This window comes from Chryseobacterium sp. ZHDP1 (assembly GCF_018603435.1).
Classification (GTDB): Bacteria; Bacteroidota; Bacteroidia; order Flavobacteriales; family Weeksellaceae; genus Chryseobacterium; species Chryseobacterium indicum.
Genome location: NZ_CP075682.1, coordinates 320,005 through 340,570 on the forward strand (window position 1 = coordinate 320,005; position 20,566 = coordinate 340,570).

20 protein-coding genes are annotated in these 20,566 nt (G+C 34.9%); 9 read left to right on the top strand and 11 right to left on the bottom strand.

Annotated features, from left to right (window positions below; all coding sequences use genetic code 11):
* The first annotated feature begins 86 nt into the window (after positions 1-86).
* The 9 genes from KKI44_RS01450 (at position 87) to KKI44_RS01490 (ending at position 6,049) form a co-directional block, all read left to right on the top strand.
* Complete coding sequence (locus KKI44_RS01450) at positions 87-656, top strand: pentapeptide repeat-containing protein (RefSeq protein WP_214589519.1); 570 nt, start codon at positions 87-89, stop codon at positions 654-656.
* Positions 657-667: 11 nt separating this feature from the next.
* The gene (locus KKI44_RS01455) at positions 668-1,282 is read left to right on the top strand and encodes an immunity protein Tsi6 family protein (RefSeq protein ID WP_214589520.1); all 615 of its coding nucleotides are present in this window, start codon (positions 668-670) and stop codon (positions 1,280-1,282) included.
* A 45-nt stretch (positions 1,283-1,327) separates the two neighbouring features.
* Positions 1,328-1,966 carry a hypothetical protein gene (locus KKI44_RS01460; RefSeq protein ID WP_214589521.1) on the top strand — a complete coding sequence of 213 codons (639 nt, stop codon included), beginning with the start codon at positions 1,328-1,330 and terminating at the stop codon, positions 1,964-1,966.
* 61 nt (positions 1,967-2,027) lie between these two features.
* Positions 2,028-2,258, top strand: coding sequence for a hypothetical protein (locus KKI44_RS01465; RefSeq protein ID WP_214589522.1), 231 nt, complete (start codon positions 2,028-2,030; stop codon positions 2,256-2,258).
* Between the two features lie 155 nt (positions 2,259-2,413).
* On the top strand, positions 2,414-3,523 hold the full coding sequence (locus KKI44_RS01470) for a hypothetical protein (RefSeq protein ID WP_214589523.1): 1,110 nt from the start codon (positions 2,414-2,416) through the stop codon (positions 3,521-3,523).
* A 111-nt stretch (positions 3,524-3,634) separates the two neighbouring features.
* The gene (locus tag KKI44_RS01475; protein ID WP_214589524.1) at positions 3,635-4,333 is read left to right on the top strand and encodes a hypothetical protein; all 699 of its coding nucleotides are present in this window, start codon (positions 3,635-3,637) and stop codon (positions 4,331-4,333) included.
* Between the two features lie 192 nt (positions 4,334-4,525).
* A complete protein-coding gene (locus tag KKI44_RS01480) occupies positions 4,526-4,987 on the top strand; it encodes a hypothetical protein (protein ID WP_214589525.1) in 462 nt (153 codons plus the stop codon).
* Positions 4,977-5,537, top strand: coding sequence for an alpha-ketoglutarate-dependent dioxygenase AlkB (locus tag KKI44_RS01485; protein WP_214589526.1), 561 nt, complete (start codon positions 4,977-4,979; stop codon positions 5,535-5,537). Before KKI44_RS01480 ends, KKI44_RS01485 begins: the two co-directional genes overlap by 11 nt.
* 101 nt (positions 5,538-5,638) lie before the next feature.
* Positions 5,639-6,049, top strand: coding sequence for a 5-fold beta-flower protein (locus tag KKI44_RS01490; RefSeq protein WP_214589527.1), 411 nt, complete (start codon positions 5,639-5,641; stop codon positions 6,047-6,049).
* 133 nt (positions 6,050-6,182) lie between these two features.
* Here KKI44_RS01490 and KKI44_RS01495 read toward each other — a convergent pair whose 3' ends face one another.
* From KKI44_RS01495 to KKI44_RS01545, 11 genes are all read right to left on the bottom strand, one after another.
* Positions 6,183-7,250 carry a glycosyltransferase family 4 protein gene (locus KKI44_RS01495; RefSeq protein WP_214589528.1) on the bottom strand — a complete coding sequence of 356 codons (1,068 nt, stop codon included), beginning with the start codon at positions 7,248-7,250 and terminating at the stop codon, positions 6,183-6,185.
* A gap of 20 nt (positions 7,251-7,270) precedes the next feature.
* Positions 7,271-8,482: a DUF1972 domain-containing protein gene (locus tag KKI44_RS01500; RefSeq protein ID WP_250902137.1), complete on the bottom strand. Its 1,212-nt coding sequence runs from the start codon at positions 8,480-8,482 to the stop codon at positions 7,271-7,273.
* A gap of 127 nt (positions 8,483-8,609) precedes the next feature.
* The gene (locus KKI44_RS01505; RefSeq protein ID WP_214589529.1) at positions 8,610-9,686 is read right to left on the bottom strand and encodes a glycosyltransferase family 4 protein; all 1,077 of its coding nucleotides are present in this window, start codon (positions 9,684-9,686) and stop codon (positions 8,610-8,612) included.
* Positions 9,687-9,688: 2 nt separating this feature from the next.
* Positions 9,689-10,921, bottom strand: coding sequence for a glycosyltransferase family 4 protein (locus KKI44_RS01510; RefSeq protein ID WP_214589530.1), 1,233 nt, complete (start codon positions 10,919-10,921; stop codon positions 9,689-9,691).
* Entirely contained in the window at positions 10,869-11,609 is a 741-nt protein-coding gene (locus KKI44_RS01515) for an acyltransferase (RefSeq protein WP_214589531.1), read from the bottom strand. Before KKI44_RS01515 ends, KKI44_RS01510 begins: the two co-directional genes overlap by 53 nt.
* Positions 11,606-13,915, bottom strand: a complete 2,310-nt coding sequence (locus KKI44_RS01520) for a hypothetical protein (protein WP_214589532.1) — start codon at positions 13,913-13,915, stop codon at positions 11,606-11,608. Before KKI44_RS01520 ends, KKI44_RS01515 begins: the two co-directional genes overlap by 4 nt.
* Before the next feature lie 133 nt (positions 13,916-14,048).
* Positions 14,049-15,341 carry an O-antigen ligase family protein gene (locus tag KKI44_RS01525; RefSeq protein WP_214589533.1) on the bottom strand — a complete coding sequence of 431 codons (1,293 nt, stop codon included), beginning with the start codon at positions 15,339-15,341 and terminating at the stop codon, positions 14,049-14,051.
* A 2-nt stretch (positions 15,342-15,343) separates the two neighbouring features.
* The gene (locus tag KKI44_RS01530; protein WP_214589534.1) at positions 15,344-16,459 is read right to left on the bottom strand and encodes a glycosyltransferase family 4 protein; all 1,116 of its coding nucleotides are present in this window, start codon (positions 16,457-16,459) and stop codon (positions 15,344-15,346) included.
* Positions 16,450-17,676 carry a lipopolysaccharide biosynthesis protein gene (locus KKI44_RS01535; RefSeq protein WP_214589535.1) on the bottom strand — a complete coding sequence of 409 codons (1,227 nt, stop codon included), beginning with the start codon at positions 17,674-17,676 and terminating at the stop codon, positions 16,450-16,452. The genes KKI44_RS01530 and KKI44_RS01535 overlap by 10 nt, the downstream gene beginning before the upstream one ends.
* Positions 17,673-19,820 (bottom strand): GumC family protein, encoded by a 2,148-nt coding sequence (locus KKI44_RS01540; RefSeq protein WP_214589536.1) that lies wholly within the window; start codon positions 19,818-19,820, stop codon positions 17,673-17,675. The genes KKI44_RS01535 and KKI44_RS01540 overlap by 4 nt, the downstream gene beginning before the upstream one ends.
* Positions 19,821-19,831: 11 nt before the next feature.
* Positions 19,832-20,563, bottom strand: coding sequence for a polysaccharide biosynthesis/export family protein (locus KKI44_RS01545; protein WP_214589537.1), 732 nt, complete (start codon positions 20,561-20,563; stop codon positions 19,832-19,834).
* Positions 20,564-20,566 lie beyond the last annotated feature (3 nt).

Below are 20,566 nucleotides of genomic sequence, written 5' to 3' on the forward strand. Positions count from 1 at the left end.
AAAGATATTTTAAAAAATCATAAAAGATAACGCGATAATTAGAATATCTTAAGTTTTCAAAAAGAATAAAATTTCAATTTTAAGATTTGGAAAATATAAAAATTAAAATACAGCTTCATAAAAATTGGATACATGATAAAGGAGGAGAGCAGATGAACGTTGAAAATGAAGAGTTGAGCAATATGGAATTATTTGATGAAAATTTAAATTCAGCTGTGTTTTGTAATACAAAATTTATAAACGGAGTTTTCCGAAATGTAAATCTGGGCGGAAGTTCTTTCTTTAACTGTGTTTTTTCTTCGGTCAATTTTGAAAATTCGTATCTCAGAAAGTGTGAATTTCACCAGTGTAGATTCCAAAACTGTATTTTTTTAGAAAGTGAAACAACAAAAGCAGAGTTTTATGATACTTCCGTGGAGTTTTGTCATTTTAAGAATTTAAAATTAGGCTGGAGTTATTTTGGAAATTGTATAATTTCTGGCTCAAATTTTCAGTTGGTAAAAGTGGATGGCTTAATTTTTTCTGACTGTCAGTTTCAGAATCTTGATTTTAAAGATCTGAAATTCAGCAAAGCTTATCCTGTGAAGATAAATGACTGTACAAATATTATTGCTGTAGAAGAATTAAAAAAACAAATGAAATGTACATCCGCCTGAACAGTGAAAAAATGAGACAAGTGTATAGAGATAGCCTTAATCTGGCTACACAGAAAACGGAGGAACTAATTAAGTTATTTCCTGAAATTCCAATGTATCATTCCATCTATAATCAATTACTGGATATTGATGAAAAAATAGTAAAGAATACTATTGTTTTTTCTGAAAACGAATTATACAAAAGGTATTCTTTAGGACATTTGGCGGTGAAAAATTTCGATTACGAAAATGATGAATATGCAAAATTATTAATTGATATCTTCGGAGGAGTATTTGATTATCATGTATCACCCGAAAGTTTTAGACAGCTTCTCTTTGATGGAGATGAAAGAGAAGCTGTGAACAAAGTGTTTGAAGTTAATCGGCAGAAAATCAGGTTGATCGATTTTTGTGGCAATCCGTTAAAAGAACTGAAAAAAGAAATAGATCATGAAAGTTTTGATCTGATGGTGGAAGAAAACAGCTTTAAACGAATAAATATTATTATTGAAAAATATATTTCTGAAAAACGACTGGAAATATATTATCTGAAGAAAAATGATCTGATTTATTTATTTTCTTACGGCGAATATCAACCAGGAAGATATATGCTTTTTTTAGAAGACATCCGGATCTGGAACTCTTAAAATTACGGATATTTTAACTGAAATAAATTATTTAATTAATAAGAATTGGAAAACGAAATATATGATACGCTGTACTATTACAGCGAAGATGGCGAAGAAGGTTATGATCTTACAGAAGTGCAGCTGATCGGTAAAACAGACGAAAACCGTGTTGAAAAACTGAAACTTCTGCTTCATCATAAAAATGCCTACATTTCTTATCAGGTAATGCTTATTTTGGTTGCTTGGGCAATTCCGGAAGGATTCCATCAGCTTGACCGTTTCATTTCTGAAAAATGGGATGAAAAGCACAGCTTTGAACCTCACAGAATTTATAATGAAGATAATGTGTATGATGTTATCGTGGATGCATTATACATTTCGACACTCAATGGAAAAGAAGAACAGGAGTTATATCCTTATGTAAAACATTTCTTAAGCATTTACGGAGATAGGTTTTTCGAATCCTGTTTGAAAGATTTTCTGTTGAAAAAAGACTGCAAACCGCTATTGAAAGAAATTGAAGAGGCGATGAAAAGTGCTTTGAAAAATAAAAAATACTATCAGGCAAGTCAGCTTTTTCCGGTTATCGTTCATTACGATAAACACAGGTTTGAGGAATATTTTGAGGTTTTCAGTTCTTTATTAAAAGATGATAAGAGGATTGAATACAATATTGAAGAGGCTGAAAAAATCAGATCATAGATGGTTAGATCTGAATGAAGGAAATTATATTTTAATGTTTTAAGACCAATAAAAAATAATCATGAAAAACCTTTTAGAAAAAAAAGACTGGTATTATTATATTTATAAAAACGGCGACACCATTGAATTATCCGTTCCGATTTCTACTCCGGCACCGGGTTTTGATGCAATCCATACGCTGACTGATTCTGAAAAAAAGGAATATCTTACAAAAGGAATTACAGCTCTCGAAGACCGAATAAAAGATATGGAAATGAATTTTACAAAGTACGTTTTGAATTCTTGGAGGTAAAATAATAATGAGAGTAAATTTTTATTGTAATAATGTTTGAAATAAAATTGAATACAACAGAAAAATCGGAAGTGTATAAATTCTGAATATTATAGTTTTTAAAAACAATAATCTACAAGATTAAACGATCTTCCTGTTTTTATTATATTTGTTTTATGGGAAGATATTACGGGCTTAATGCAAAAACCGAAGAAGAATTCAACTCCAATCTTGAGAATTTGGTAAAGGCGATAAAAAAGCACAAACATCAATTGTCTAAAATTAAAAATTTTGATGATTTTTTCAATTTTATTAGTGCTTTTAAAAATGATGCAGATTACGAAAATCCAATCTGGATCAATGAGAAAAAAAGTGTTAATTCCGACGAAATAGATCTCCTCAGAAGCCATAATTATCCTGAAGATTATATAGAGTGGTGCCAAAAATACGGTCAGTACAGCATTGGATTGGGTATACAATTATCATCTGTATCCGATGTGCTGGATAATATTTCCGAAGAATATTACGCTCTGCAGGTTAAAAACAAATATATGTATTTCGCGACCGACGGATCAGGGAATGACTTTGCATTCGATACTGCTGATAACGGAAAACAGATACGGATCTTTTATCACGATGCAGCGATTACTTCAGAAAGTATTTCAGATATTTACAGTGAATTCTATTATTTTTATTTTAATGATGAAACTAACGAATACGAAAATCCTGAAGAACTGGATATTTCGCTAATCTTTGACGAAAAAGACGAATACATAGAAGATTCAGTTTATATAAAAAACTATTTGAAAACTGAGGAAGCCAGCAAAATTGTTGGTAACAAAGGATTTTTATCTTTCCTGATTGAAAATACCATTGAAGGACTTGATACTGTTGTTAACTACTACTGTTACGATATTGAGAATCTGGCACTCTCATATCAGGAAAGAGGCAATTTAGATCATGCTTTTTCATTATACGATACCACTATTGAAGCCAATACACAAAAAGCGCTCGCATACAATAATCGTGCTTATAAATTGCGGACTGCAGGTTTTACAGAAAAAAGTATGGATTATATCGATAAAGCATTAGATCTGGAACCTGAAGTTGGTTTATATCACGGTACAAAAGCGGAAATACTTTTCGATATGGGATCAGAAGAGCGGTTTTTCCAAAGTCTTGAGCTTGCCTTAAAATTCGGAATGGATAAAAGTCTGATTGATGATGCAATGATTGAAAAATATAAGAACGACAGCAGATTTAATAGGATCTTATCTCGTTATTGATAGTTTATTTTTTTACATTTCATAGAATTTTTAACAAATTAAGATATAATAGAATAAGATAAAAAATATTCGAGTAAAACACTTAAAAAACTGTCTCTGATCAAAATAACCATGGAAGACCAATACATTTACACCGACGAATTTGGTAATGAATCTGTTTTTCTCAGAAGAAAATATTACAAACTCGTCTGTGCAACAATTACAGATTTTTTTGAAGAGCCGTTGCCGGAAAACGGGTTTCACAGACATTTTTTAAATCTATTAAATACACTTGAAGATTATCACGACGTGTATATTATAACTACTGAAATGCCTTTCTACTGGGCAATTTGTATTATAGAGAATAACTGGACTATAAAGCATCTTTTAAAAAATAAAACAAACGAACAATATCGGGAATGGTATATTCGCTATAAAAAAGAGAACGATATTGTAAGCTTTATCATTGAAGGAATTAATGAAGAAACTTACGAATTTACAAACAACGACGGCGATAAAAGCTTATTTTTAAGAAAGAAATACTATGAGTTTATTTGCAGCCTTGTTACAGATTTTTTTAAGAAACCTCTTGAATACAATTCGTTGAATGCAGGCTTAATAAGTTCTCTTAATGCTTTATTTGCAGATGGAAAACAGAAGGATGTCGACAGGTTTATCGGACAGGAAATTTATTGGGCAATGTCCGTTATTGAAGATAAGGAATTCCAAAACCTATTAATTTTTACAAATTTAGAAGGGTATAATGAATTTCTTGCTGACTGTTACAGGGAAAATAAAATAAATTCCTTTGTTATTCAGGAGTTTAAATGAAAAAATATGCGGTAAGAATCTGTCCTGTATTTTGAAAATATATTAAATTATTGAAAATTAATAGATTGTATTTCTTTGTGATTAAAAAATTAATGAGTTTACAGGTATTTAAAAGCAAATGTTGATAAAAGTAAAACAGAAAAATCTTTGAACTTAAATTTAATACATATTGGTTAATTTCTGAAAATATTTATGATTAAAAAAATTATTGAAGTCGACAACCTCATGCAGCAAATCGCTTCAAAATACAGGCTCGAAACGTTAAATAAAGAAAGAATAGAAAATCTCTGGGAAGAAGAAACTCTGGGAATCATGAAGCAGGCAGTATTTATAAAAGACGATGCTTATTTTTATTTTTTAAGTCAGTACGGAGGCTGCAATATTTATGGAGACGGTTTTGATATTGGGATTTTTGGTTTTGACGACTGGCTGAATCCAAGTCTTTTGACCACTCCGTTACTGAATGATGCGGATATTTATTTGTTGGCAGATCAGGATCATCATGATGAGATAATTTTTTACGGATATCACGCCACACAGGAAAATGAAAATTCAATCTGGGTTTCTATTGAATTGGAGTCGGGATACAAACCGGTTTATAAAGATTTTACAGATTTTTTACAATATATTTTAACCATTGAAGATGGAGAATAAGATAATTAAAGGTCTTTATTATAAGGAATATTTTTTAAGTGCAGACGAAGAAATAGCAATTCTTTCACAGATTGAAAAAGAAGAGTGGGATAGCAGTCTGAAGCGAAGAGTTCAGCATTACGGTTATATTTACGACTACAAAAAGAAAAATATCAGTCAGGACTCAAGAAAAGGTGAACTTCCGGATTGGCTTTTTGAATTGGAAAAAAAGATTAAAGCAACTTTTAATATAGAACAGTCTTTTGATCAGGTCATCATCAACGAATACGAACCGGGACAGGGAATATCAAACCATATAGACTGTGTACCTTGCTTTGAAGACATAATAGTTTCCGTAAGCTTACTTTCTTCCTGCGTGATGCAGTTTTCAAAAGATTCGGAAAAACATGAAATAATACTGAATCCCCGAAGTATTCTTCTACTCAGCGGAGACGCAAGATACCTTTGGAAACATGGGATCAAAGCCGTAAAAAACGATCAATGGCAAAATACAGCAATCCCAAGAAAGAGAAGGATATCAATAACCTTCAGAAAGATAAAGAAGGCATAAGTAAAAATTCGTATTTTAATTTACAGTGCGTTTTTTACTGTGGTATTTCATGTTCAATAAAAACTTCCTATATTTCGAAGAATTTAAAAATTTTAAAAACCATGAAAAAAACACTATTCGTTTGTGCTGTTTTGTTTAACTTATCTCTATTAAGCGCACAAACCATAGAATCGGGAAGCCGCAGTACAGCAGGATACATCAAAAGCAACGGAACCATTGAAAACAGCAGCCATTCCACAGTAGGTTATATTACAAGCAACGGAACCATCGAAAACAGCAGTCATTCTACAATCGGTTATATTAAAAGTGACGGTACCATACAGAACAAAAACAGTTCTACCGTAGGCTACGTAAAAAAGGACGGAACCGTAGAGAACAGCAGCCATTCAACCATTGGTTATATAAAAGATAACGGAACGGTAGAAAACGGTAGTCATTCCACCATCGGTTATGCAAGCGGAATTAAAAAAGAATGGGCGGCCGTTGCATTTTTCTTTTTCAAGCTGAATTAATAAATGGTTCAACAGACTTTAAATCAGTTTAAACAGACAATAAAAAAATACTCCTGACAATTACTGTCAGGAATATTATTTTTATTAAGGGCAAATAAGGGCGAAATAATAATTTTTACATCAAAATTTGGTTTTATGAATTTTCCATGTCTTTGATATTCTTTTTCCATGTGAGGAAAAGATTCAGCACTTTAATAATTTTAAAGATGAAAATAAAGACAAAGAATGAAATAAGCGTTGTATAAATAGAGTAGTTCGGGAAAAACATATACTGAACAATAAATGTCACAATATTCAGAACTACAAAAGTTAAAGTGATTCTTTTGTGAGACAGTCCCAATTCTAAAAGATGATGATGGATGTGCGATTTATCTGCCTTGAATGGCGATTTTCCCCGCGAAATTCTGTCTGCATACACTCTCACGGAATCAATAACAGGAATCGTAAATACAAATAGGATAAAGAAAATACCGTAAGGAAACTCTTCCGAACCTCTGTCGAATTTCGTAATATAAATTCCTAAGCAGATTAATAAATATCCTAAAAATAGAGATCCGGAATTTCCTAAGAAAATTTTATTTTTCAGAGAGAAATTATACCTTAAAAAAGCGGCAATACTCCCTACGAAAAGCAACCCGATTCTTGCCAGTCCGAAATGTCCTTCAATTAAAGCAATAACGAAAAACAAAGCAAAACCTACTCCCGCAACACTCCCTGCCAAACCATCAATTCCGTCAATTAAATTAAAAGCATTTACAGCCGTTGTAATGATCAGTACTGTAAGAATATACTGAAAATAAACATTCATTTCATGGATTCCGAAAAGTCCGTAAAGAGTGGTAATCCGGATTCCTGACGTTGCAATAATCACACTCACACAAATCTGTATTCCCAGTTTATAAATCGCTCTGATGTCTGTTTTATCATCCAGCGTTCCCACAAAAAGCATAATGTAAGACGTAATGATGATCGGAAGAATATCTTTCCAGCTTTTATCATCAGAAATCCATAAAAGCAAAAAAACAACAAGCCCGATCACAAGTCCTCCGATCAGCGGAATAGCAGTCTGGTGCACTTTTCTTGCATTGGGAACATCCACAAGCTTAATTTTCTGGGCAATCATTCTCATGAGCGGAATTACACACATCGAAAGTATAAATGCAAGAATTCCGTATATAGACAGTTCTACAAAGTTTTTCATAGCCTTCGTTTTTTAGCAATTTATTTAGAGTTGTTGAATAGTTTAATGTGTTTAAGATGCTCTACATTATACTTTTCCAGAATAGTTTTGTCCAGTTCGGAGATGGCAGGCATTACATTTGTTTTCTCATTGATAGTAAAGGTTTCTTCTATAAGCTGACTGTATTTTTTTGCAATTCTTTTCCAGGTGTATCTTCTTTCCGCTATTTTTTTCATCGTTCCGGCACAAATCTCAAGATCCTTTCCGGTTAGCTGTTCCAGAATATTTCTGAGCTCATTTTCATTGGAGAAATAAAAAGCCTGATTTTCGGTTGTCGTTCTGTTGTAAGAAACACCGTTGCTGATGATCGGCAGACCTAAAAACATGGCTTCCACAAGCGAAGGATTGGTTCCTCCCGCAGAATGTCCGTGAATGTAAAGCGAAGCATTTCCGCGGATAAGATCGATGGTTTCCTGTTCATAAATTGGATCGAGCAGGAGAATATTTTCAAATCCGGAGTATTGTTCTTTCAGATTTTTACCGTATTCACTGTTTTTCCAGTTTCCTACCAATACCAACTTGCGGTCCGGAAGCGTGCTGAATACTTTTAAAATTGTATGCACATGGTTTTCAGGTTCAATTCTGCATACTTTTACCGCATATTCTTCATTCAGAAAAGGATATTTTTCAAGATTTTCAGCAGATGGGAGATGATTTATTTTTGTATGATCGGCTCCGTATTCAATAACGCGGCTTATCGTTTTGTACCGTACAGAAGTATAATCCTGAATCGATTCGTTGTCGGAAATATCAATATGAGAGAATTTTACCGCCAGTTTTTCTGCCCACCACAGATATAATTTTGCAGGAACAGACCATTTATCTCTTTTCCATTCGATACCATCAATGGAAATAATAATTCTTTTATTGGTGAATAATCTTACTAAAGGTAAAAGCCATGCTCCCGCAACGCCTAAAATCAGAAGAACATCACTTCGGAATAAAGCATGAAAAATAGACCATGTATCGTAAGGAATGCTCTGGATTCCGTTTGCGTCCAGCGGAAGGTATTTCAGTTTTGCTCCTTTCCAGCTTTTAATTCTCTCTTCTTTGCTGTATTTTTTGGAAGAACAGTATACAGTAAAATCATACATATCGGAAAGCTCTTCTACAAGATGAGCAGTTAAGGTTTCGAAGCCTCCGTATTTTGCAGGCAGACCTACAGTTCCTATAATTGCCACTTTGGTTTTCATAATTGTTTTATTTTATTATGTAATGACCATTAATATTCCAAATGATAAAAAATATTTTAATTAGTTGATAATTAGATAGTTAAAATTCAAAGAAAATGTTTTGAATTTCCACAATCTGGAAAATGGATTATAAATTGGAAATAATTTCGAGAGATTTTCTCTCGAAATAGGCTTCAGAAAACAAAAGGCTTTTCTCGTAAGATGCTTCACTAAAAGATTGATAGACAGATGGGTTGTTCAATATGTAGTTTAATTTTTCAGAAAGTTCATTTGTGTTTTTAGAATCAATTAAAAAACCGTTTTTATTATCTTCAACCAGTTCTGTAACGCCTCCTATAGGCGCAACGATCGCAGGTAAGCCGTAACGCATTCCTTCCAGAATCGTAAGTCCGAATGTTTCCACCCAAAGATCGGGATGAGACAGGTTAAGAATTACGCTGGCTTCCTGATAAAAAGGATGCGTATCGGTTTGGGTAGGATAAATAATAAGCTGTTTTGGAATTTCCTTTCCTTTAAAATATTCCTGAATTTCCTTTTCCGTAGCATTTACCACAAGTTTGAATATGTAAGAAGGATTTTTTCTGGCTAATTCCAGAAATTCATCAACTCCTTTGTAAATTTTTAAAGAACAGATCATTAAAACTACTGGGATTTCTTTTTCCACATTTCGGAAACGGTCTGCTTTTTCGGCAAAATCACTTTCCAGAACATTGTACAGCAATTCCTGATTGTTAATTAAAGATTCCTGTTTCAGAAGATATTCCGAAACAAAAACAATTTTAGCGGCAGTCATTTTTGCCGTTCCGAAAAGAAAATTTTTAAATATTTTCGGCTTTACCGAAGTTTCATGGATATGATAAATAATCTTACAGCCTCTCAGCTTTCCTGCAATTGCCGCCCCGAAAGGCAGCACTGTATTGATGTAAACAACATCACTTTTTTTTAGGAAAAAGAGCAATTTAATCATCAGAAAAAACTGACTGAGAAAGAAATTAACAATTCTTACCAGTGCGTTGGACGAAAAGCGATACCAGAACAGATGATTTTTAACCTTCGGAATATCAGACAAAAACCCCTTTCTTCCGCCTGAAGTAAAAAGATGCGCATCCATCCCGTTTTTTATCCAGGATTTCAGAAGCTGCATCAGAACTTTCGGGCTTCCGCTATAATCATTCAGAAGATGAACAGATACAATTCTTTTCATGGCTAGATTTGGTTATAGATTGTATTGAGATGATCGCCTCTTTTTTCCCAGGAGAATCGGTCAAGATAATGCTTTCTGGCTTCGATGCTCATTTTTTGCTGAAGATCTTTGTCTGAAAATAATTTCGTTAAAACATTGCTTAATTCCGTTACCGTTTGATCATATTCCTGCTGTGGAACAGTAAAACCGCATTTTTCGGTAATAAATTCTCCGGGACCTTCATTTTGGAGGCAGACAACCGGAAGTCCGAAAGAAAGAGCTTCCGGAACCACCATTCCTGCTCCTTCATGAGACGGAAAGAGAAAAACCGAAGCTTTTTCATACATTTTCATCAGTTCTCTGCGGTCGATCCATTCAATGATTTCAATATAATTTTCAGCGTTATTTTGCTGAATTAAATCTTTGTAAAACTGCTTTTGTTCGCCGGTTCCCACCAAAATTAACTTGCATTTCGCTTTTTCTTCTTCCGAAAGCCGACTGATAAACTGAATGAATGAACGAATCGTAAGATCAAAACCTTTCAACGGAACAAATCTTCCTACACTGATTACGGCAAAATCTGATTTTACCGCTACTTCATCTTTTTGATAAAAATCTTCCGAAGCAACAGAAGGATAGAGCGAATACTGATTTTCTTTAAGTTTAAGCTTATCCGGAACTCCGCTGTTCATGCACCAGATGTGATTGGAATGCTTCAAGGTTTTTTTCAGGGAAGGCGAAAGTTTCCAGAAAAAGTTTTTCACCATCCATGTTAAACGGTCTTTAAGGAAGTATTTTTGGGAATAATCGTTCAGATATTGTTTAGGAATGAGAGGATGGTGTCCTACAGGACCCCAAACCAACGGCTTTTTTAATTTCCATAAAAAACTGGGTGTCCAGTCGTTATGAAAATTCACATTGTGGGCAATGTCAAAATTCACCTTCTGTTTTTTTATAAACGAAACAATTCCCCGTTGCCATAAATAATAGTACAGAAGCGCACCACGACTTCCTTTTTTCCAGAAACGCATCCAGTAAGGAAGATCAAAATAAAGGAAATTCATGTTCTGATATAACGGATCTGGATTTTCCTTCATGTATTTTTCAATATGTGTTTTATTGTTTTCTCTTGTTACGACAAAAACTTTACGAAATCTGGCGATCTGATACACAAAATTCCATCCCATCGCATCTTCCGATCCTTTATACGGATTGATAGCGTAGCAAGTTGCGAGTATCGTCTGATTGGTTTTCATGGGTTCTTGTTTTTAAAAGTTTAGCGGGAACTCCGCCGATAATGCTGTTGTCCGGAAAAGATTTGGTAATTACACTTCCTGCAGCCAGAATACATCCGTCTCCGATTTCCACACCATCCAGAATGGTGACTTTACTTCCGATCCAGCAGTTTTTCCCGATCTTTATTCCTTTTCTGTTGACACCCTGAAGCCGGATTGAAGTTTCGGGATCTTCATAGTTGTGATTTTCGGGGTGACAGCTCAGATATTGTCCTACAATGCATTCATCACCGATTTCTAGACCTCCGGAACCGCCAAGATAAGCAAATTCCCCGATCCCTACGTTGTTTCCTATTTTAATTTTTTCTCCGATATTGTTAAAAGAGGTGGAAACAATTACTCTGCTGAAAGCTCCGATCGATACATTGTCTCCAAATTCAATTCCGTGTTTTGCAAGGGCAGAAACGTAGACATCATTTCCCAGACGCAGAAATTTTCCCCATTTTATTTTAGAAACATTAAAGAAACTTACTCTTCTGCCTAGAAGCATTCCTTTGGGATTTCTGAAAGAGAGAAGCATCCTGAAACCTCTGATGATGCTCCAGAGCTGGATCCAGATAAACTGCAGAACCGCTCCGGAGTTCAAATCATCATCTATAGTAAAGTAGGGACTTCTTAGTTTTATAATTTTTACGACAAGCTTTTTCATCTCTGTGCAATTATTGTGTTCATGATCGTTCCTAATGTCACATCAAGATCATTGTTTTCGATTGCTAAATACTTCACTCTCTGGTTCTTTCTTTCCAGTTTAGAGAAAAGGGAACTGTATTCTGAAGTAAGGTCACAAATCGAATGATACGAAAGTTCTTTTTTTCTACTAAGTATTTTTTCAGGCGCAGCATACAGGAAGAAGTTGAATTCCGGCTTCATCAGGAAATGATATCCTGTCTCCGTTACGGATTTCGGAAGCTGAATGTTGCTTCTTCTTGCATCGGCAATAAAATCGAAATAATACCTGTCGTATAAAACTATTTTTCCCCGCAAAACATATTTTGTGTATATAACAAATTGTCCTAAAATATAATCTGTATAATAATATCCGAATCTTAATAAGGAAGAAAGGGAGTTTTTGTTGTTTCCCTGTCTGGGTAAAGAATTTACCGCGTCCTCATGTGCTTTTTCCTTTCCTTTGGTCCATACACTCAGGATGGGAAGCAGGGAAGGTCTGTGTCTCAGTACTTTTACAGGTCTTCTGTAGCGTTTTTCAATCAGTTCAGAAACTTCCGAGATCACTGTGGATTTTCCTGCTCCGTCCACGCCACTGAATGTGATGATGAAGCCTTTTTCCGCAAAGGAATCTCTTAAATAATGAAATGTATTTTTAAAATAACTGAATCCTTTATTATAATTCTTCATTTTCAGCGTTTTAATCGTGAGTTCTCTGTCGGTTATTTTGTTTGATTTTAAATGTTCTGAAACAAATTTAGCGTACGTTTCAGGAATTTCTGCGCCGTTCAGACTGTAAAAAAGATCAATAAATCGGGCAGTGTCTTTTTCTGAAACTTTATAAACGCCATATCTGTTTTTCCTTCTGTTTTCCATAATTTTAGAAATATCCATAATCTGCATATGCTTCCATTTTACCTGATGGATAAGATCCAGATTAAGAATCTCGTTTTGAAGAGTAACAATTCTTACCGTCTGCATGAAAGATTTCTTTACTGTTGAAACTTTCTTTACAAGGCTGTGTCCGGATAAATAACTGACTAATTTCTGGGCGTTTTCAGAAGAAATAATCATATCAATATCAGAATTCAGCTTCAGTTTTTCAGGTTCTTCACTGTGGAATTTCAAAGCCGCATAATCTGTGTGATAAAGCGCATCGAAAGTATCTAAAATGACCAGTTCTCTTTCGGTAGAATAGTTTTTTAGAATGATATTTAAAGCTTCATTCCATGTTTTTAACAGCCAGTGAATCTGAAGATGCCATTCTTCCTGTGCAGCATAAATGGTAAGATAAGACAGCGTATTGGTCAGAAGATAGTACTTCAGATAGTTCTGAAGTTCGGCTTCGCTGAACCGGAAGGTTATTTTATTTTTTTCTTTAATCTCTGCATAAATTTCTTTCCAGCTTTTTTTCTGGATTAGAATTCCGTTCTGGATAATAAAATGAAAGAAATCAAACGCTTTTGGCTTTTCTGTAGAAGACAGCTCCCAGTCATAAACAGCAAGTTTTCCATTTTTTATGTAACAGTTCCACGAGGTAAAATCTCCATGAGAAAATGCAACTTTAATGTTTTCTTCTTCATTGGTATGTCTTAAGATCGCTTTTATCTTTCGGATGATATTTTTCGGAATTCTTTCATCCTCAATTGTTAAAAACTGTTCTTTTACACTTTGAAAATACTTCCATTCCGATATTTTTACGCTTCTTTCATGGTGTGCTGCAATCTTTTTTACGGCTTCCGCATGAATTCCGGTAAAAGCGTTTTCACGAATTCCTTTGTTTGAAACATCCGATAACCGAAGAATATTTTCACTGATCATTGAAGCTTCAGGAACCTGTAATATATTGCCCGAAATAATTTTTCTCACGTTTTTGTTTTCCGTAGCAATGAGCTTCTTTGCTGTTTCTGTTTCTGCAATTTTATAAAAGTATCCTTCGCTGTACAGAAGCGCTTTGTTATTCGGACCTACTGTTCCCGTAAAAATTGCCCAGTCGTTTTCGATATCAAAAACCGGCTGACCATTTTTTACATAATACAGCGTTTCTTTCTTAAAAACAATTCTCTGCAGATGTAGTGCAAAAACAGTTTTTACCAACAGTTCAAAAAGTTTTGCCTTCGGAGTAGCCGCATTATAAAATTTTAGAAATAACGGTTTTGCGGAATCTGAGTTCCAAAACCATCTTACTGTTCCGTCAGGATTTTTTATATAAGAAAAAGAAATCTTTTTACTGTTCTTTTCCTGTTTTGTAAATAGTTTGTACCCTGTATTTCTAAATAATGTTTTCATGATGATTATTTATATACCAAAATAGTATAAAAATATCTGCCATAAATTCAAATTACTTATAATCAGTTAGTTATATTATTTTTAATCTGATTTTCATTCCAGAATCTGGAAAATGGAACTGTCCTGTGGAATTTTAATCAGCAAATAGATCCGGTCTTTTCTTCTTCAGGATAATTTTCTGCCATCTTGTAAGATGATTATTGTTGCGGAATGCAATAGAAAATATAATGATCTGATAGAACATGATCCCATAATTACTTTCTCCAAAAATCCCGAATTCTGTAAAGGAATTAATAACGATAGGAATAAGAATCCCGATGAGCATCAGTTTCTGTTCTTTCTGTTCAGACAAGATCGATTTTACAGTAAAAAATACCTGAAAAAGTACAATGGTAAACCCGATAAATCCAAGATTCATCAGAACCTGCATAAAAGTGTTGTGCGTCATTTTTCCCGGATAGGTATGTGCGCTCTGGAAAAACTCTTTGTAATCGATCCTCATAAAGCCAAAGCCCAAAAGCGGTTCTCTTGGTAAACCTTCTGTAATTAAAGCCTGCCAGAAAGGAAGCCTTCCGGTAAGACTCATGATTTCTTCCAGCCTTTCCTGATCTCCGCCTTTCAGAATAACGGTGTATACCGCAAAAGGTGCAACCATCGCAACAAGCGCAATAATGGCAAACTTCAGGGTTTTCTGTTTGGTCTGGTTGATGTGGAAAAATACGATCAGCAAAACGCCGATCAGGGAAGATCGCGATCCGGTCATAAATAAGGCATACAGAATCACCATAATTTTTATAATGGTCCAGACTTTCTTTTTAAAACGGTAAAGATCAAAAATAAGACATGCAGAACCTACTCCTGCAAGCATTCCAAGCTCATTGGGATTCATCATTGTTCCTCCAAGCCTTGCTTCTTCGCCACCGTCGGTTAACCGGAAAAATATATCCGGAGCAACCCACATTCCGATCACGAAAATAAGCTGAAGAACGAAAACGGTGTTTCCCAGAAGATGATATAATCTGATGTTGTGTCCTTCAAAATAAACGTCTAAAACCTTCAGACTTTTTACGAAAAAATAAGCAAAAACAAAGCTCTGAAAGGTCATAAACCATTGTAACGCACTGAATCCCGGATTGGTACTCCACGAAAATGAAATGAATCCCAAGATTAAATAGCAGATGTATAAAATCGGCGAAAATATGTTTTTGTATTCCAGAGAATTGATGCTTCCGTATCGGATGATTTTAAAGTAAATGAGAATAGAAGAAATCATAACGCCCATTCTTCCGACTACTTTGATGGCTCGTGTAATGTTTACATTTTCGCTCCATGTAAAAAAACATCCCACCATAAGCAGAAGAATGATGAAGAGCTGGTTGTTCAGCTTTTTAAGAAATTGCTGATGATGAAGAGGTAGCGTTTCCATTTTCAGCAGTTGTAGAGTTTGGTATTCATTTCATGAAGAATTCTATTCCAGTCGAAAGCTTCTTCTACCATTTGTATTGCATTTGCGCAAATCTTTTCATAGTTCTGCTGGTCTTTCCAAATTTTGGAAATATCGAAAAATGCTTTGGTAAGGAGTGTTGTCTTAGGTGAAGGGATATTGATTCCCGCATTGTATTGTTCAACAAGATAGCCGATATTGGTGTTTTTTGTTACAATACAGGGTTTGCCGAAATTTGCAGCTTCGATTACGGAAACCGGCAATCCTTCGTTTCTGGAAGGATGCACAAAAATGTCCATCTTTTTCAAGAGATCATTTTTTTCTTCTCCAAATTTACTTCCGAAAAGAATTGTTTTATCTTCAATTCCCAGTGCTTTTATTTTTTGATGAAGTTCATCTTTTTCATCGCTGTCGCCCACAATCCACAATTCAGAAAAGGGATCCGCTTTAGAAAATTCAGCAAAACTCTCCACAAGCAGATCCAGACCTTTTGTGTAAATATCCAGCCTTCCGATAAAACCGAAAATTAAAGTTTCTTTGTACGGATTAGAACAGACTTCATCCTTTATCCTTTCAAATCCATAGGGAATCAAAGTACCTTTTCGGGTTGTATAAATCGACTGTAAACCCTCCATCTCGCTTTCGCCAATGCAGTGAATTTTTGAAGCATTTTTGATGACGCTTTTTTCAAAAAACTCGAAGTAAAGCTTTTTGGTAATCATACTTTTCTGCATTGCGACAGCATTGTACGCTCCGTGGGGCGTAATAATATAATTGAATTTGTGTTTCCGCAAAAATCTGCTTAAGGACGAAAATACAGGAATCCATCCGCCATGAAGGTGAAAGACTGTAGATTCGCTGCTGTTAATTATTTCTTTCTGAAGATCTTCCGGAATGGAAAAAGGATTTTTTTTCCGTTTAAAAATCTTCGTTTTAAAGTTTCTTTCGGGGTAATTAACCTCTGTATTTTCGGAGATTCCCCAAACTTCTACATCCTGTTTATTTTCAGCCTGTTTTGTCGCGATATTATAAACGACTTTATTTACGCCGTTCACCTTTTCAGGATTTGCTTTTCCTAATATCAAATGTACTATGCCCATACTGAAATCTGTTTTCTGCTAAGTAAAATTTTCCAGTACACGATCATTAAAATCTGGTTAATCACAAGTCCCGCAACTGCGCCGTAAAGTGCTCCGTATTTCAGTAAAAAATGAAAACTGAGTAATGAAAACACAAACGAAATGCAGTATCCTGTAAAAAAAGCTTTATTCTGCTCCAGAACTCTTATGGAAAGCCGGGTAGGGTAGCTGTACAAAATCACGACATATAGTACCGAAACCAGTTTAATTACAAAACCATACTGTTTGTATTGTTCTCCGCCCAATAGCGTAATGAGAGGTTCTGAAAAGATGAAGAAACTGATGATTAAAATTCCTAAAGCCAGCATTCCTTTCGACATACTGAAAAGCAGGGATTTTTTTTCTTCTTTTTTGTCCTGATAATGAAGCTTCGCAGTTTTCGGGAGGTAATAATTTTCAACAGTCTGAAGAATAACATTAATAACCCCGAAAAACGACTGAACCAGCCTCAAAGCTCCCAAAGCATTAACTCCTAAATAGATTCCCGCAGCCAGAGTGAAGAAATTACCCGAAAACCACTGAACTATAGAAGCGCTTAAAAGCCATTTTCCTTCTGTAAAATGATAATGAAACAGGGAAGCGTTACTGAAGCTGAAGTCTGCATTTTTCAGACCATACCAAACTCCGGGAATGGAAGCAATGACATTAACAATTCCTATAATCAGAAGGCTTTTTCCTAAATCGAGACTGTTTTCAAACCATATTAAAGGAAAAACAAGGAGAAAAATACTGTCGATAAAAAGTACAAGTTGTATGCGGTCTATCGTAAGTAAAACTTTTCTCATAAAGTCCTGAAAAACATACGCTGCTGCAAAAACAATGATTGCCACTGTATTCTCTTTAATAAATGACAGTGCCGAAACCGGTATAAATTTAACAGCAGAAATAAGAGCAGCAAAAATAAGAATTAAAGGTACTGCTGCCTGAAAAACGAAGCCCAGAGACTTTTTACTGTATTCTTTTGCTGCCAGAATCTGGAAAGGCTGTACCACAATGGCGTTGCAGATGCCTACCAAAAGATACGTAACCAAAAGCACAGACGAAAACAGACCAAAATCTGAAATATTCAGTTTTCGGGCAAGTAAAAACGTCAGAAGAAAATTGCTTCCGCTGAAAATCAGCTGGTCTGCGAAAACCAGAGATGTGGGTCTGCGAAATATTTCTGTAAGCTTTTTCACGATCTTTTTCTGTTTATAAAACGTTTAATAGAGGTCATTAAACTCGGGTTATAGCCTTCTTTATTCAGAACAAACCAAAGATTCGTCAGTTTGTATTCATCCTTCAGAAGTTCTACGTTCATAATTGTTTTTTCGGCTGTTCTTCGGCTGTCTAAAACAAAAAGATTCTGATCTGCCATTTTCAGGAATAATAAAGGAAGTTTTCCTTGTTTTATTGACTGGTTATTGATGATGCAGATTTCGTTTCCTGTCATTCTTTCACGGATCAGATTCTCAATATCCGTGGAAGTTAATCTTAAATTTTTTTCTTCTGAAAAGTCGATATAATCGATATTTTCAATATTTTCTAAATTTCCCGCTACATCAATTACCAATACTTTTCTGGATTGCGCCTGCAAAGCTTTTATGATATTTTTTGAATGAAACAAATGCTGTTTCGATTTATCATATGAAGTGATGCAGATGAGATTTTTATCTTTAATAATTTCTTTCAGTTCCATTTCCAATACGTTCTCGAGAAAGTGATGCATTATGTTTTCCCTGTTTTTAATAAAAGGGGTTGTAAATGCAACAGGAATGGTGCTGTTTTTTTCGATGGTATACACATCATTTACTTTGGCTTTTGCAAAATGTACAGCGTAGATCAGCGCAATAGACCCGATCATACTCATAATGGCTGCAACAATGATGATGATGGAGCGCATCGGTGAAACCGGCTGTTTAGGAAGTTCCCCTTTTGTAATAATTTTATGAAAAGAAATTTTTGCCGCTTTTGCAATTTCTGCATCTATTCTTTTTTCGTTCAGGAAATTATAATTCTTTTCGTAAAGATTAAACTCACGGTTCATGATGTTCAGCAGTTTTTCCTTTTCAGGCAGACCTATAAAAGCCTGTTCTGCAATCTGGATATCGCGGTCGATATCGTTATACTTAATCTGTAAGTTTCTCTGTGTGTTTCTTATGCTTTCTGTTTGATAATCAGTAAGATCTTTAATTTTAGCATCAATTACTTTTACCTTTTCATGTTCGGGCGTATAAGTAAGCAGGAGTTCTTTTTTTTCAGCCTGAAGCAGCTTCATATTTTTAATCATTTCCGTAGAAAGAAGGTCGTTGAATGCTTCAAAATTTGGGGCAAGTTCAAGATAATTGTCTTTTCCTTCAGAAATATAGCTGTTGAGATTTTTAATCGCATCCAGATTCATTTTCAGGTTGCTCTTCTGGATTTTAAGCTGAGAGATCTTTCTGAGATCGGTTTCTGTTTCCTGCGGTATATTAATGATATTTTTTCTGTCTCTGTAGTTTTCGATGCGGTTTTCTGCATCGCTAAGTTTGTTGTTTGCCTGCCCGATTTCTCCTTTGAGAAAGTCTACGGTTGTATTGGCAGCGCGGTATTTATTTTCAATATAATCTTCAATATATGTTTCTGCAAGTGTATTCACGAGAAGACTTGCTTTTTCCGGAACGTTGCTTTTATAATTGATTCTGATAACGGGAACGTCTTTATCTACCGAAACAATATCAAGATTCTTATTTATCTTGTCCAAAAGTTTTTCTCTGCTCAGGAATTCAACTTCATAATGATCGATGATTTTAGCAGCAGGTTTAAACTTAAGTAAGCTGTCGTTTTTAGTGACGAGAATTTTCCCTCCTTTAATATCTGTGGGCGTTCCGAAAGTTCCCTTTATTTCTTTTGTGGAGTCTGAAGCAGCTATCGTAAAATTCTGGGTTGATGTTACGTGGATGCTGAATTTTTTATCGTAATTTTTTTCATCTGTTAAAAAGCCCTCAACTTTTATCGGAGAATCGTTAAAAAGTTCTACGGAGCGCACTTTTCCTTTTCTGTAAATTTCGGTGGAAAAGGGTAGTTTTTCAAGTGTTTTTTCAATTAAAGATGTAGATTTAAGAACTTCAATTTCTGTGCTTATCTTATTTGGGGTAGCAAAAACGTCGAAATCTTTGAATAGATTTGCACTTGGTACACCTTCCTGTGTATCTGCAAGTTTCAGTTTTGCAGTACTTTCGTACATAGGTGTTACGTAGTTAAGGTACTTTTTTGCTGCCAAAACCGCAATAATCATTGCGAGAACCACGATAGGAAATCCTCGTAACAGCGGTTTCAGAAATCTTACATTCTCGTTGTTCATGGTAATAAGTTTTATAATAATCCTATGAGGATGGCTGCTGCGGAAGTAACGGTTGCGAAAGGAATAATGGTTGAAATTCTTTTATCGAAATCTTTACTTTTCTTGGAAGGAACAATGATGTAATCTCCCGGATGAAGAAGGATATTCTGGTTGGGAACATCTTTCATTTTGGTAAGATCAATATTGGTTACGCGAACGTTTTCCCCTTCCTGCCGCAGAATTTTAATTGATTTTAAATTGGCGTACATTTCAAATCCTCCCGCTTTGGAAACCAGCTCCAGTAAAGTATTCTGGTCTTTATCTACCTGAATTACAGCCGGGTTTCTCACTTCACCCATCACTGCAATTTCTTTATTCAGAACTTTTACATCCACGATAGGATTTACCAGCCATTTTTTAAGCTTTGTTTTTATTTCTTCCTTCAGCTCCGGAACCGATTTTCCTACAACTGGAGTTGTTCCCAATTTTGGAATTTCTATATTTCCGTTGATGTCTACCAGAAGCCATTTTCCGTATACTTCATTAGAATTGTAAATTCCGTACACGGAGCCCACACTTAAATCATCTTCACCCCAAACGGAAAGCGTAATTTTATCGTCCTTACGGATTCTGTATTCGTAATTCGGATCATAGCTGAAATCCTGCATATTTCGGGTAGCCTGCTCTTCTTCAAGTACATTGTACGTTTTACAGGATACCAGAAGCATCAGGAAAAAGAATGATAGTGTGAGTTTTTTTAACATAAG